Below are 12845 nucleotides of genomic sequence, written 5' to 3'. Positions count from 1 at the left end.
CCTTTCATCAACCATTGTAACAAATTCATCTCCCAAGCAAAAGCTAGCCTGATTTGTGATATAATTGGGAGTGATTGCAGGTAAGAAAATCTTATTTCTTGCCAGACTTGTAAAAATAAAACAGAGGATTTTAAGATGAAACTGACACTCCATGAAATTGCCAAGGTTGTTGGCGCTAAAAATGATGTCACAGCCTATGAAGATGTTGCCATTAACCAGATTGAGTTTGATAGCCGTAAGATTACAGCGGGCGACCTCTTTTTGCCACTAAAAGGTGCGCGTGATGGGCATGATTTTATCCAAACAGCCTTTGACAATGGTGCCCTAGCGACATTCACAGAAAAAGAATTACCAGCTGATCAAGTCCACATCCTAGTTGATGACGCTCTTGAAGCTTTCCAAAAGCTAGCTGCCTACTATCTTGAAAAGACTGAGGTTTATGTTATTGCTGTGACTGGTTCTAATGGTAAGACAACAACCAAGGACATGATTCATGATATCTTGGCAACAACCTATCGTACTTACAAAACTCAAGGAAATTACAACAACGAGATTGGTCTTCCTTATACAGCCCTCCACATGCCTGATGATACAGAGAAAATCGTCCTTGAGATGGGACAAGACCACATGGGAGACATTCACCTCTTGTCAACCTTAGCTAAGCCAAAAACAGCCGTTGTTACCTTAATCGGAGAGGCTCATTTGGAATTCTTCGGTAGCCGTGACAAGATTGCCCAAGGTAAAATGCAAATGCAAGACGGTATGCCTGATGGTAGCCTCTTACTTGTGCCAAGTGATCCTATCGTAGATCCATTCTTGCCAAGCAATCTTGAAGTGCTACGCTTTGGGGATGGTGCAGAGCTTACAGTCTCTGAGTTGACAGAATTCAAGGACCATCTCACCTTTTCAACAAACTTCCTAGACGGACAAGTTACCTTGCCAGTCACTGGAAAATACAATGCCACAAATGCCATGGTTGCTGCCTATGTGGCTAAACACTTGGGTGTAACTGAAGAAAATATCCTCTCAGCTCTTGCTAACTTGCAGCTTACAAAAAACCGTACCGAATGGAAAAAAGCAGCCAATGGTGCTGATATTCTTTCCGACGTCTACAATGCCAATCCAACAGCCATGAAGCTCATTTTGGAGACCTTCTCAGCTATTCCTAAGAATGAAGGAGGCAAGAAAATCGCTGTCCTAGCTGATATGAAAGAACTCGGTGAACAGTCTGTTCAACTTCACATACAGATGATTCTCAGCCTGACACCAGATGCGATTGATACGGTGATTTTCTACGGTGAAGACATTGCAGAATTGTCACAACTTGCTAGCCAAATGTTTCCACTTGGTCATGTCTATTATTTCAAGAAAACAGCTGACGAAGACCAATTTGACTTTATGGTTAAGCAAATCAAAGAAAGCCTAGGCGAGCACGATCAAATCTTGCTCAAGGGCTCTAACTCTATGAACCTAGCCAAGGTCGTGGAAGAACTCCAAGCTAAGAATTAAGTTCTCTAACCTGCTCTCCAAGCAGGTTTTTGCTTTATCCTGAAATTTGATATAATAGCAGGCATAGTAATTTCAGCAGGAGAAGAGAATGAAGGATTTTTTGACAACCACCCAAACTCATCCACCCCAGATACCTTTGCCCTATTATTTGCTTATGCTTTTGGCGATGGTAGTCTTGAGTTACTTGAGTTGGCGATGGTATAAGAATAAGATATGGCGTTGGACCTTTCTCACTATCCAAGCCATCCAACTCTTTGCCCTCTATACCTGGTACCTCTGGCAGGGCTTTCCTCTTTATATTAGTCTGCCCCTTTACCATTGCCGCATGGCCACGTTTGCTGTTCTCCTCTTGAAAGATAGTAGGATAAAGAGCTATTTTGCTATTATGGGAGTTGTTGGGACTTACTGTGCATTGATTTATCCAGTATTTGATCCCTATGAGTTTCCTCATATCACAGGCTTTTCTTTCCTAATTGGCCACTATGCCCTACTGGTCAATAGCCTGAATGTAATTTTTAATAGTTATAAAACTCATCCCATCAGTAAGCGGCTGATTGTAGTGGCCACCTTATTACTGAATCTAGCTTTGGTAATAGTTAATCAGACTATCGGTGGAAACTATGGCATGCTTAAACACACGCCATTTATTATGGGAACTCCCTTATTTGTCAAATACCTTGCCGTTTCAGGGGCTCTGATTGTTCTCATGATAATCCTGAAAAAAGGTCTGGAGCATTTTGAAGACAAATATTAAATAAATGAAGAAACACGCTATCCGAAAGTTGATAGCGTGTTTTTTCATTTTATTTGTTTTATTCTAACACAAAACGCTTTCAGAATTGCTTTCACACTGTAATTTGGATATAATAAAGGAGCTGTGCCTGCGAGATTATCGCAAGCCTCGACAACAAATGTAGCCCTAAAAAGAGAGAAATTTTCTGAAAGAAGTGCTACAACTATCTTACTTTTCAATCTGGTAAAAACCTATGACTGTCAGTTCCTATTGAGCATGGAAGTTTTACAATTCCTAAGGAAGCTACTGACGTCCGATACCGCTAAGGAAAAGTATCAAAAAGATTATTTTTAAAGAAGAAAGAAAACTATGAGTATTCAAGACGAAATCAAAAAACGCCGTACTTTTGCCATCATCTCTCACCCCGATGCTGGTAAAACAACAATCACTGAACAATTGCTTTACTTTGGGGGTGAAATCCGTGAAGCTGGTACCGTAAAAGGTAAGAAAACCGGAAACTTCGCTAAATCAGACTGGATGGATATCGAGAAACAACGTGGTATCTCAGTAACCTCATCTGTGATGCAGTTTGACTATGCCGGCAAACGTGTCAATATCCTTGATACCCCAGGGCACGAGGACTTCTCAGAAGATACCTACCGTACCCTTATGGCGGTCGACGCTGCCGTCATGGTCGTTGACTCAGCCAAAGGTATCGAGGCCCAAACCAAAAAACTTTTCGAAGTTGTCAAACACCGTGGTATTCCTGTCTTCACCTTCATGAACAAATTGGACCGTGATGGACGTGAGCCGCTTGACCTCTTGGAAGAATTGGAAGAAGTGCTTGGTATTGCCAGCTACCCAATGAACTGGCCTATCGGTATGGGTAAAGCCTTCGAAGGACTTTACGACCTCTATAACGAACGCTTGGAGCTTTACAAGGGTGACGAGCGCTTTGCCAAGATTGAAGATGGTGATACTCTTTTTGCCAACAACCCATTCTATGAGCAAGCTAAAGAAGATATCGAACTCTTGACAGAAGCGGGTAATGAATTCTCTGAGGAAGCTATTTTAGCTGGTGAATTGACGCCGGTCTTCTTCGGTTCTGCCCTTACAAACTTTGGGGTTCAAACCTTCCTCGATACCTTCCTTAAATTTGCGCCAGAACCACATGGCCACAAGACAGTTGATGGCGACGAGATTGATCCTCTTAACAAGGATTTCTCTGGTTTTGTTTTCAAAATCCAAGCCAACATGGACCCACGTCACCGTGACCGTATCGCCTTTGTTCGTATCGTGTCTGGTGAATTCGAGCGTGGTATGAGTGTTAACCTAACCCGTACGGGTAAGGGAGCTAAGCTCTCTAACGTCACTCAGTTTATGGCTGAATCTCGTGAAAATGTCGAAAATGCCGTGGCAGGAGATATTATCGGGGTTTACGATACAGGAACTTATCAGGTTGGTGATACTCTTACTGTAGGTAAAAACAAATTTGAATTTGAGCCACTACCAACCTTTACGCCAGAGTTGTTCATGAAAGTTTCTGCTAAAAACGTCATGAAACAGAAGTCCTTCCATAAAGGAATTGAACAATTGGTGCAAGAAGGAGCCATTCAGCTTTACACCAACTACCAAACAGGCGAATACATGCTTGGTGCCGTTGGTCAACTTCAGTTTGAAGTTTTCAAACACCGTATGGAAAATGAATACAATGCCGAAGTCGTCATGACTCCAATGGGTAAAAAGACTGTGCGTTGGATCCAACCTGAGGACCTCGATGAACGCATGTCATCAAGCCGAAACATCTTGGCCAAAGACCGCTTTGACCAACCAGTCTTCCTCTTTGAAAATGACTTTGCCCTCCGTTGGTTTGCGGATAAATATCCAGATGTAACATTGGAAGAGAAGATGTAATACGGCACAAAAGATGACGATTTTAAATCGTTCATCTTTTGACGCTAGCCCCTATCTTGTGGCTAGCTAACCGTCTCACTAACTACGTCAGACGAATAATATCGATTCGTCTGACTTCGTGTCGTAATATCTTAATGATGTTATTTATGAAGTGTTCTATGAGACCGTGGCTAAGTCCTTTACTAACTCGAAAACGGAAAATTCTCGTTTCCGTTTTCTCATGTCGTAATATCTTATAAAAACAAGAAAAACCATAGGACTGTCACTTAAGACTGTCCTATGGTTTCTTTTATTTTTCTGTATTTAGTAACCTGCCTAGGAATCGTTGTAGGGCGAAGAAAACGATGAGGCTGGCCAATGTTTCCCCAAGGAAGGATGAGCTATTGACAATAAATGAATAGAGATAAGGGCTTTGTCCTTTAGGGGCATAGCTTCCCCAAAAGATGACACCGGCTATAAAGTGAATGAGGTAACGAGCGAAGCTACCAAGAAGAATCCCCTCAGTAATCACCATCAGAGACTTGACTTTATTGCCTTGTTTAATGGCTTTATCAAGGGCTGGTTTGACCACACCACTGATACCAATCAGACTAAAGGCGACAAAGTACTCCAGAAACCCTTGTGTCAAGGTCAGCCAACCACCGGCTGCCTGTCCTGTCACCACTTGAAGTAGCCCCCAGATAAGACCGCCCATAGCACCAGCTTTAACCCCCCAGCGAAAACTGAGGAGAAAGATAGGTACCATCTTAAAGGAAAGGGAAATCCAAGGGCCTAGTGACATGGGCTGGGTAACTAGGTCCAGGATATAAGCAATGGTTGCAAAAAGGGCAACCTCAATCATTGGTCGAATATTTGTTTTCGACATAAAAAAACCTCCTATACCAATCGTCTTGATTGGCTGTTTTTTGCCACATCAAAACGACGTCATAGAAGTTCCTCTATTTCAATCTATTTTGAGACACATCCCTACGCAGGTCCTAACCTGATCAGGTGGTAAGAGTTTAGGCATGTCTTGAAGAAATAATCAAGCTAGCCATTCTCAGCAATTGCTCCTCTTGTGACTCCTTAATTGTACTACTAGAAACCCATTTCTGCAAGTGTCTGAAATCCTAAAATTGTGGTATAGTTAAAGCAAGGATTATCTTTACAATAAAAAAGGAGAAACAACTATGGGACTTTTTTCAGGACTGCTTGGTAACGCATCTAAAAAAGATAATGATAAAGTTGAGCGCCAATTGGAGGGCATCTTAATTCCAGGTGAACAGGTGGAGTTAGCCTATGTCCTTATTCGTGACTTGATTGTCTTTACAGAGAAGCGCTTGATTTTAGTCGATAAGCAAGGTGTTACAGGGAAGAAGACTTCCTACAAGTCTATCCCTTATCACTCGATTTCTCGTTTTACTGTAGAAAGTTCAGGGCACTTTGACCTAGATGCTGAACTTAAGATTTGGATTTCATCAGCATTGGAGCCCGCAGAGGTCCTTCAATTTAAGAGTGATAATAATGTCTTTGAAATTCAACAAGCTTTGGCAGCAGCAGTGCTAAAGTAATGAGGAAGAAAAATGTTTATTGAAAAAGAACTGGGTTATAAGCGTCACTGGATTAATATTGACTCAGATATTATTTCTGAGCAATCCTACCTTTATACCAAGTATGATATTGACCAGGAAACCATAGAGTATGCCTTGGATAAAAATGAACGAGCTCACATGGACTACAACCGTGAGAATGGAACAATCACTTTTATCTATAATGTCCTAGCTCTTGAGAAGGACAAGGAATACTATGAAACCATTCCTCTGACCTTTATTGTACAAGATACACGTTTGGTGACCATTAGTAACGAGGATAATGCTTATGTGATCAGCAAAATGCAAGACTATGTGGATAACCATGAGGATTTGTCCATTTATAAATTGCTCTTTGCAGGACTTGAGATGATTTCAAATGCCTACTATCCCGTCATTGAACGTTTGGATCAGCAAAAAGATGAGGTTAGTCGACGTCTAAGGCAGACTACGACAAGTAAGAATCTTTACGACCTTTCAGATTTGGAAACAGGCATGGTCTATTTGGTAGCTGCCGCTACACAAAACCGTCTCCTTTTGGAGCACATCAAGGGGCACGCCATTTATCGTCGTCTCAACGAGGTTGAAAAAGAACAGTTTGATGATGCCATGATTGAAGCCAGACAGTTAGTAGCCATGACGGACCTCATTTCTAAGGTCTTACAGCAACTGTCAGGTTCTTATAATAATATCCTAAACAATAACCTGAACAACAACTTGAGTAATTTGACCATTATTGAGGTACTCTTGGGAGTGCTCGCCGTCATTACCGGTTTCTTTGGGATGAATGTTCCTTTACCGTTTATGACGGTTAGTCCAGCCTGGATTTTCATCATTATCGGTAGTGTGATTCTTTGTTTGGTCTTGGCCCGCTACCTGCGTTGGTTGGTCCATAAATAATAATTAGTGAGTGAAACCGTCTTCTCAAATTGAAGGCGGTTTTAAAACGTTATTTCCTGTCTTTTTATTTCTAAATATGATAGACTAGATGAGTTGTTAAAATAAACGACTATTAAATACAGGTAGTTAATCTACTACACAACCAAGTCTCATAAGGTGGCTTCGCACCGCCTTCAAATAGAAAGAAGAATACTTTGAAATTTACAGATTTAAACCTATCAGAAGACATCCAATCAGCTGTTGTAGCTGCCGGTTTTGAAAAACCATCACCTATCCAAGAGTTGACAATTCCACTCGCTCTTGAAGGTAAGGATGTTATCGGTCAGGCCCAAACTGGTACTGGTAAAACAGCTGCCTTTGGTTTGCCTACCCTAGATAAAATTCGTACAGAAGAAAATACAATCCAAGCCCTTGTTATTGCCCCAACACGTGAGTTGGCAGTGCAATCTCAAGAAGAGCTTTTCCGTTTTGGTCGTGACAAAGGCGTTAAAGTTCGCTCAGTCTACGGTGGTTCTAGCATTGAAAAACAAATCAAGGCCCTTCGTTCAGGTGCCCACATCGTTGTAGGGACACCAGGTCGTCTCCTTGACCTTATCAAACGTAAGGCTCTTAAACTCAATAACATCAAGACTTTGATTTTGGATGAAGCTGATGAAATGCTTAACATGGGCTTCCTTGAAGACATTGAAGCTATCATTAGCCGAGTACCAGAAGAACGTCAAACTCTCCTTTTCTCAGCAACTATGCCTGATGCCATCAAACGTATTGGTGTGCAGTTCATGAAAGACCCTGAGCATGTGAAAATCAAGGCTAAAGAATTGACCAATGTTAACGTTGACCAATACTTTATCCGAGTGAAGGAACAAGAGAAGTTTGATACCATGACTCGCCTTATGGATGTTGACCAACCAGAATTGTCAATTGTCTTTGGTCGTACCAAACGTCGTGTGGACGAGTTGACACGTGGCTTGAAACTTCGTGGTTTCCGTGCAGAGGGTATCCACGGTGACCTTGACCAAAACAAACGTCTTCGTGTTATCCGTGACTTCAAGAACGACCAAATCGATATCTTGGTTGCGACAGACGTTGCAGCGCGTGGTCTTGACATTTCAGGTGTCACTCACGTCTACAACTACGATATTCCACAAGATCCAGAAAGCTACGTTCACCGTATTGGACGTACAGGACGTGCAGGCCAATCAGGTCAATCTATTACTTTCGTAGCACCAAACGAAATGGGTTACTTGGGAATCATCGAAAACTTGACCAAGAAACGCATGAAAGGTCTTAAGCCACCAACAGCTCAAGAAGCCTTCCAAGCTAAGAAGAAAGTTGCCCTTAAGAAGATCGAACGCGACTTTGCGGATGAAGCTATCCGTTCTAACTTTGACAAGTTCAAGGGTGATGCGGTAAAATTGGCTCAAGAATTCACTCCTGAAGAATTGGCACTTTACATCTTGAGCTTGACCGTTCAAGACCCAGAGACAATGCCAGAAGTGGAAATTGCCCGTGAAAAACCATTGCCATTCAAACCATCAGGTGGTGGCTTTGGTGGTAAAGGCGGCAAAGGTGGCCGTGGCAACCGTGGTCGCGATAACAACCGTCGTGGTGGATACCGTGGCGACCGTAACCGCGATGACCGAGATGGTGGCCGTCGTGACTTCAAACGCAAGTCTAAGAAGAATAGCCGTGACTTCGAAAACCGTGGCAATAAACGCCCACACCGTACCTCAAGCGAAAAGAAAAACGGCTTTGTTATCCGTAACAAGGGTGATAAATAAACAATGAAAACGCTCTATGAAAATAGAGCGTTTTCCAATATCAAAAACTCTAAGCAGGCTTAGCCTGCTAACTCATGACAGAAAAGAAAGTTCGGCTTATAATGAAGGTGAACAATACCAATCCGTTGTCTTTAATAGGGCTTTGCCTAGCCTGTATCAAAAACTGGATGAACAAGAGTTATGAGATAACTCGAATATGCCTTGAGCATGAAAATAAAATTACTAATAGCCTCTTGTTCTATTGTTCAATAGTTAACAGGAGGTTTTTGTAATGGAAGTTATGATTGAAACTTGTTGTGGAATTGATGTCCACCAAAAGTCTATCGTTTGTTGTATTCTAGATGGTCCACTAGAAAGCAATAAACCTAAAAAGATTCAGAAAAAATTTGGTACAACAACTATAGCTCTCCAAAACGCCTTAGATTGGTTATTGGAAAATCACGTCACACATGTCTTTTTTGAAAGCACTGGCCAATATTGGGTACCACTCTTTAATATATTCTCAGACTCAGAACTCAATTTGATATTAGCTAACCCCCAACATATTAAGAATGTGCCTGGTCGAAAAACAGACATGAAAGATGCCGAATGGATTGCACAGCTCGGACGTTGTGGACTTATTGAGCCATCTTACATTCCAAGCCCTGAAGTGATGCAGTTACGTTTACTCACTCGTAGGTTACGTTCTTACAAACAACGTCAAACTCAAATAAAGAATGAGATTCATAACCTCTTACAACGTGCTAATATCAAACTAACCAGCTATCTTTCTGATATCTTCTCTAAGACAGGACAGTCTCTTTTAACGCTCTTTATCAATGGGGAACTCATTGATTATGACAATGTGACAGCTTGTATTCACAAGCATGTCAAAGCAAGTCCCGAAGAATTAATGGAGGCCATGAATGGGAAGTTGTCACTGGAGGATTGATTTCTCTTGGAGCAAAGCCTAGAAGAATATCAATTGTATCAAAAACTCATGAATAAATTAAGGAGTGAAATGATAGCTTATATCGAAAAGGAGTTTCCCTGAAGAAAATAGATTACTTCAAATGATTCCTGGTGTGAGTGAAACTTGTGCAGCCACTATTTTAGCTGAGATTGGACCAGATGTGAAGGCTTTTCAATCAGACGCACACTTAGCTTCTTGGGCTGGGCTCTGCCCAGGATCTTATGAAAGTGCTGGCATTAAAAAATCCTCACATATCACGCAAGGAAATCGATATATCAAACAGGCTTTGACCATGTCGGGATTGATTGCGGCTCACTCTAAAGACAATGCGTTTTCATCTTTTTATAGCAAAATTTCCCAAAGAGGAAGTAAGATGAAAGCCGTCATTGCTTGCGCACATAAGCTGCTTCGTATCATTTACAAAATTCTCGCAACACACCAAGAATACGACAAAGAAAAAGTGCTAGGACTGAGGCAACAGTTCTAACACCAAAAATTTAAAAAATCTCAATTACAGTATAACACAAGAAGAGTTTTTTGCGCTATTTTTGATGTTTTTTTCAAATAAAAACACACGGTTATTTTTCCGTGTGTTCTTTGATATAGGCTAGTTTTTTCTCTCGGCTTTTTCTCTTAAAGAGTGCTTCGGCGCTCATGGCTTCAGGCTTGCTGTCAAAGACTTCTGAATAGAGGAGTTTAACTGGTAGGCGGGCTCTGGTATACTTGGCGCCTTTGCCTGCATTATGGGTTTTGAGGCGGCGTTCGACGTCTGTGGTATAGCCTGTATAGAGGGTGCCATCGGCACACTCAACCACATACATGTAGGCCTTGTTATCCTTTTCTGTCATCGTCTAGGACTCACCCTCAGTCTTTTTTCCAAAGTAAATCTCAAAGATTTCGTCGGTATAGTCGCCATTTTCCTTATGCACAAAGAGAGGCGGAAGGATTTTCAAGCCATCTGTCGAGCCGTCTTTAATGGCTTCAATCAGGAGCATATTTGCCTCACGTCCCATCTTAGGATAAATAAACTGGATGCGTTTAGGCGCTAGATTATACTGGCGCATAGTATCGATGATATCCAAAAAGCGGTCAGGACGATGCACCATGGCAATACGTCCGTTAGATTTGAGGGCATGACGAGCGACCTGGCAAATTTCCTCTAGATTGGTCGTGATTTCGTGACGGGCCAAGAGGTAGTGCTCGGACAGATTCTTCTTGGACGTTTCTGTCGCCTTAAAGTAGGGAGGGTTACAGAGAATAAGGTCTACCTGAGATCGTGGGGCATGGTCAAGCAAATTTTTTAGGTCGTCATTGACAACGGTCACCTGGTCCTCTAGCTGGTTGAGAGTGACGGAACGCTTGGCCATGTCAGCCAGACGTTCTTGTAGCTCAACCAAGGTAATTGGTGCCTCAGTACGTGTACTAGCAAAGAGGCCAACGGCACCATTTCCCGAACAGAGGTCGACGATTAACCCCTTCTTGGGAATTTTTGGAAATCGAGAGAGGAGGACACTGTCGATAGAATAGCTAAAGACCTCCTTGTTTTGTATGATTTTTACATCTGTGGAGAAGAGTTGGTCAATGCGTTCTCCATCTTTTAAAATTGGATTTGTCATAGCTTTTATTGTAACAAAAAACAGCTCCCAAAGGAACTGTTGTGAGTGATTACTCTAGGACACCAAAGGTGTAGCCTTGGTCTTTGAAGTATTCGATGATTTGTGGAAGGGTCTGAACTGTGAGTTCCTTACCAGCAGTGTCGTGCATAAGGACAACCTTAACATGACTCTCAGGGAAATATTTTTGTGAACCATCCAAGTAGGCCATCATGCTTTCAGATGTCGTTGGGCGAACAGAGGCTGGTTCTGCATCACCACAAAGCATATTCCAGTCAATCCACTGGACACCTTCCTTGGCGAGAGCTTGGTCAGTACTTTCTAGACCTTGCCATGACATATGACCACCAGGATAACGGAAGATTCTTGTCTTGAAGTCTTTACCTAGGACGGCTTGGAAATTAGCCATGGTTTGGTTAACCTCAGAAACAATCTGACTTTGATTAGGAACACGTCCTGGATAAAGGAGATTAAAGTTATGGCTGAGGCTATGGTTGGCAATCGCATGTCCTTCTGTAATTTGGCGTTTGAGGATGTCCGCATTTTCTTGTGTAATGGTGTAACCAATGTGGAAGAATGTGGCGTGAACACCGTATTCTTTCAAAATACTCATGACTTGTGGGGTCAGTGTTGGATCAATCCCATCGTCAAATGTTAAAAAGACTACCTTGTCGTCGATATCCTGAGACTTGCCTTGAATAGTGTTATTCACAGCAGTAACATCGTAAGCATAGTCAGAAGCTGCAATGCTGTGGTTACTACCTTTCTTAAGTTGTGTCTTATCATCTTCTTTAGCTTTTTCTGAAGATGAACTTGCGCCATTAGTGACTTGTTCAGTCTTTTCAGACTTGGCTACTTGTTCAGATTTCGTGTTATGGCGTTGGAATAGGACAAAGCCTAGGATAGCCAAAACAGCCAAGTTTGCAATAATGAGGCAAAGATTAAGTGCCTTTCGATTTTTCCCTATAATCTCAATACTTTTTTTCATAGTTACATTATAGCTCAAACTATTAGAAAGTGCCACACCATTTTCAAGACTTTTACAAAGAAATTCGATGAAAAAAGATCTCCTTTTTTTGGTATAATAGTAAAAAACTTGTAGAAAAAGAGGTAAAAACGTGTTTTACGCTTATTTACGTGGGCTTGTTGTCTTCCTTCTATGGATTATCAATGGTAATGCCCATTACCACAATCGCGATAAATTATTGAACAAGGATGAAAACTATATCTTGGTTGCTCCGCACCGAACTTGGTGGGACCCTGTTTATATGGCTTTTTCAGCCCGTCCTAAGCAGTTTATTTTCATGGCTAAGAAAGAACTCTTCAAGAGCCGTATCTTTGGTTGGTGGATCCGCATGTGTGGCGCCTTCCCAATTGACCGTGAAAATCCTGGTCAAGAAGCTATCAAGTACCCTGTTAACATGCTTAAGAAGAGTAATCGTAGTTTGATTATGTTCCCAAGTGGTAGTCGTCATTCTTCTGATGTTAAGGGTGGGGTTGCGGTTATCGCTAAGATGGCCAAGGTTAAGATTATGCCAGTTGTCTATCAAGGACCTCGTGAGCTCAAGGGGCTCTTGACGGGCGAACGTGTGGATATGAACTATGGTAATCCTATTGATATTTCAGATTTGAAGCGTTTGAATGATGAAAATATTCAAGAGGTTGCTCGTCGTATCCAGTCTGAATTTGATCGTCTCGATGAAGAAGCTTTGAGCTATCAAACAGGCAAGAAACCAAACCCATTCACTTATATTTACCGTGTACCTCTCGGTCTTGTGGCTATTATTGCAGTGCTTTTGACCATGGCTTTCTCATATGTAGCTAGCTTTGTTTGGAACCCTGAAAAACACCGTGCCAAAGAAACGCAGAAATAAG

At 41.8% G+C, this 12845-nt stretch carries 13 protein-coding genes and 1 riboswitch; of the genes, 9 read left to right on the top strand and 4 right to left on the bottom strand.

Annotation, left to right across the window (positions count from 1 at the left end):
• Positions 1 to 135: 135 nt before the first annotated feature.
• The 3 genes from murF to NSQ79_RS08060 all read left to right on the top strand — a co-directional run bounded on the left by murF (position 136) and on the right by NSQ79_RS08060 (position 4156).
• On the top strand, positions 136 to 1509 hold the full coding sequence (gene murF, locus NSQ79_RS08070; RefSeq protein WP_045769093.1) for a UDP-N-acetylmuramoyl-tripeptide--D-alanyl-D-alanine ligase: 1374 nt from the start codon (positions 136 to 138) through the stop codon (positions 1507 to 1509).
• 88 nt (positions 1510 to 1597) lie between these two features.
• The gene (locus tag NSQ79_RS08065) at positions 1598 to 2263 is read left to right on the top strand and encodes a TIGR02206 family membrane protein (RefSeq protein ID WP_339313499.1); all 666 of its coding nucleotides are present in this window, start codon (positions 1598 to 1600) and stop codon (positions 2261 to 2263) included.
• A 348-nt stretch (positions 2264 to 2611) separates the two neighbouring features.
• Positions 2612 to 4156, top strand: coding sequence for a peptide chain release factor 3 (locus NSQ79_RS08060; RefSeq protein ID WP_002884210.1), 1545 nt, complete (start codon positions 2612 to 2614; stop codon positions 4154 to 4156).
• A gap of 289 nt (positions 4157 to 4445) precedes the next feature.
• On the opposite strand, the gene thiT is transcribed toward NSQ79_RS08060, so the two are convergent.
• Complete coding sequence (gene thiT / locus NSQ79_RS08055; protein ID WP_004183193.1) at positions 4446 to 5021, bottom strand: energy-coupled thiamine transporter ThiT; 576 nt, start codon at positions 5019 to 5021, stop codon at positions 4446 to 4448.
• Between the two features lie 81 nt (positions 5022 to 5102).
• Positions 5103 to 5222: riboswitch (TPP riboswitch) on the bottom strand.
• A gap of 103 nt (positions 5223 to 5325) precedes the next feature.
• Here thiT and NSQ79_RS08050 point away from each other — a divergent pair.
• The 5 genes from NSQ79_RS08050 (at position 5326) to NSQ79_RS08030 (ending at position 9844) form a co-directional block, all read left to right on the top strand.
• The gene (locus NSQ79_RS08050) at positions 5326 to 5706 is read left to right on the top strand and encodes a PH domain-containing protein (protein WP_004183191.1); all 381 of its coding nucleotides are present in this window, start codon (positions 5326 to 5328) and stop codon (positions 5704 to 5706) included.
• A gap of 12 nt (positions 5707 to 5718) precedes the next feature.
• Positions 5719 to 6624, top strand: coding sequence for a magnesium transporter CorA family protein (locus NSQ79_RS08045; RefSeq protein ID WP_004183190.1), 906 nt, complete (start codon positions 5719 to 5721; stop codon positions 6622 to 6624).
• A gap of 194 nt (positions 6625 to 6818) precedes the next feature.
• The gene (locus NSQ79_RS08040) at positions 6819 to 8405 is read left to right on the top strand and encodes a DEAD/DEAH box helicase (RefSeq protein ID WP_301357180.1); all 1587 of its coding nucleotides are present in this window, start codon (positions 6819 to 6821) and stop codon (positions 8403 to 8405) included.
• A 271-nt stretch (positions 8406 to 8676) separates the two neighbouring features.
• Positions 8677 to 9336, top strand: a complete 660-nt coding sequence (locus NSQ79_RS08035) for a transposase (protein ID WP_339313495.1) — start codon at positions 8677 to 8679, stop codon at positions 9334 to 9336.
• Positions 9337 to 9457: 121 nt separating this feature from the next.
• Positions 9458 to 9844 carry an IS110 family transposase gene (locus tag NSQ79_RS08030; RefSeq protein ID WP_045768432.1) on the top strand — a complete coding sequence of 129 codons (387 nt, stop codon included), beginning with the start codon at positions 9458 to 9460 and terminating at the stop codon, positions 9842 to 9844.
• 91 nt (positions 9845 to 9935) lie between these two features.
• On the opposite strand, the gene NSQ79_RS08025 is transcribed toward NSQ79_RS08030, so the two are convergent.
• From NSQ79_RS08025 to NSQ79_RS08015, 3 genes are read right to left on the bottom strand one after another with little or no spacing between them, the layout of a single operon-like run.
• On the bottom strand, positions 9936 to 10205 hold the full coding sequence (locus tag NSQ79_RS08025) for a GIY-YIG nuclease family protein (protein WP_084870988.1): 270 nt from the start codon (positions 10203 to 10205) through the stop codon (positions 9936 to 9938).
• 3 nt (positions 10206 to 10208) lie between these two features.
• Positions 10209 to 10973 (bottom strand): tRNA1(Val) (adenine(37)-N6)-methyltransferase, encoded by a 765-nt coding sequence (locus tag NSQ79_RS08020; protein ID WP_037599202.1) that lies wholly within the window; start codon positions 10971 to 10973, stop codon positions 10209 to 10211.
• Positions 10974 to 11022: 49 nt separating this feature from the next.
• Positions 11023 to 11958: a polysaccharide deacetylase family protein gene (locus NSQ79_RS08015; protein WP_129852028.1), complete on the bottom strand. Its 936-nt coding sequence runs from the start codon at positions 11956 to 11958 to the stop codon at positions 11023 to 11025.
• A gap of 130 nt (positions 11959 to 12088) precedes the next feature.
• Here NSQ79_RS08015 and NSQ79_RS08010 point away from each other — a divergent pair, with 130 nt between their 5' ends.
• Positions 12089 to 12844 (top strand): 1-acyl-sn-glycerol-3-phosphate acyltransferase, encoded by a 756-nt coding sequence (locus NSQ79_RS08010; protein WP_048790321.1) that lies wholly within the window; start codon positions 12089 to 12091, stop codon positions 12842 to 12844.
• The last annotated feature ends 1 nt before the right edge of the window (position 12845 follow it).

It is taken from the genome of Streptococcus sp. FSL W7-1342, assembly GCF_037966635.1.
In the GTDB taxonomy this organism is placed as follows: domain Bacteria; phylum Bacillota; class Bacilli; order Lactobacillales; family Streptococcaceae; genus Streptococcus; species Streptococcus salivarius_D.
The sequence above is the reverse complement of the archived record's forward strand: the minus strand, read 5'-3'. Positions and strand labels throughout refer to the sequence as shown.

Excerpts from the sequence above, each read along its gene's own strand:
- murF (WP_045769093.1), top strand. The coding sequence starts at position 136 with ATGAAACTGACACTCCATGAAATTGCCAAGGTTGTTGGCGCTAAAAAT.
- NSQ79_RS08065 (WP_339313499.1), top strand. The coding sequence starts at position 1,598 with ATGAAGGATTTTTTGACAACCACCCAAACTCATCCACCCCAGATACCT.
- NSQ79_RS08060 (WP_002884210.1), top strand. The coding sequence starts at position 2,612 with ATGAGTATTCAAGACGAAATCAAAAAACGCCGTACTTTTGCCATCATC.
- thiT (WP_004183193.1), bottom strand. The coding sequence starts at position 5,021 with ATGTCGAAAACAAATATTCGACCAATGATTGAGGTTGCCCTTTTTGCA.
- NSQ79_RS08050 (WP_004183191.1), top strand. The coding sequence starts at position 5,326 with ATGGGACTTTTTTCAGGACTGCTTGGTAACGCATCTAAAAAAGATAAT.
- NSQ79_RS08045 (WP_004183190.1), top strand. The coding sequence starts at position 5,719 with ATGTTTATTGAAAAAGAACTGGGTTATAAGCGTCACTGGATTAATATT.
- NSQ79_RS08035 (WP_339313495.1), top strand. The coding sequence starts at position 8,677 with ATGGAAGTTATGATTGAAACTTGTTGTGGAATTGATGTCCACCAAAAG.
- NSQ79_RS08030 (WP_045768432.1), top strand. The coding sequence starts at position 9,458 with ATGATTCCTGGTGTGAGTGAAACTTGTGCAGCCACTATTTTAGCTGAG.
- NSQ79_RS08025 (WP_084870988.1), bottom strand. The coding sequence starts at position 10,205 with ATGACAGAAAAGGATAACAAGGCCTACATGTATGTGGTTGAGTGTGCC.
- NSQ79_RS08020 (WP_037599202.1), bottom strand. The coding sequence starts at position 10,973 with ATGACAAATCCAATTTTAAAAGATGGAGAACGCATTGACCAACTCTTC.
- NSQ79_RS08015 (WP_129852028.1), bottom strand. The coding sequence starts at position 11,958 with ATGAAAAAAAGTATTGAGATTATAGGGAAAAATCGAAAGGCACTTAAT.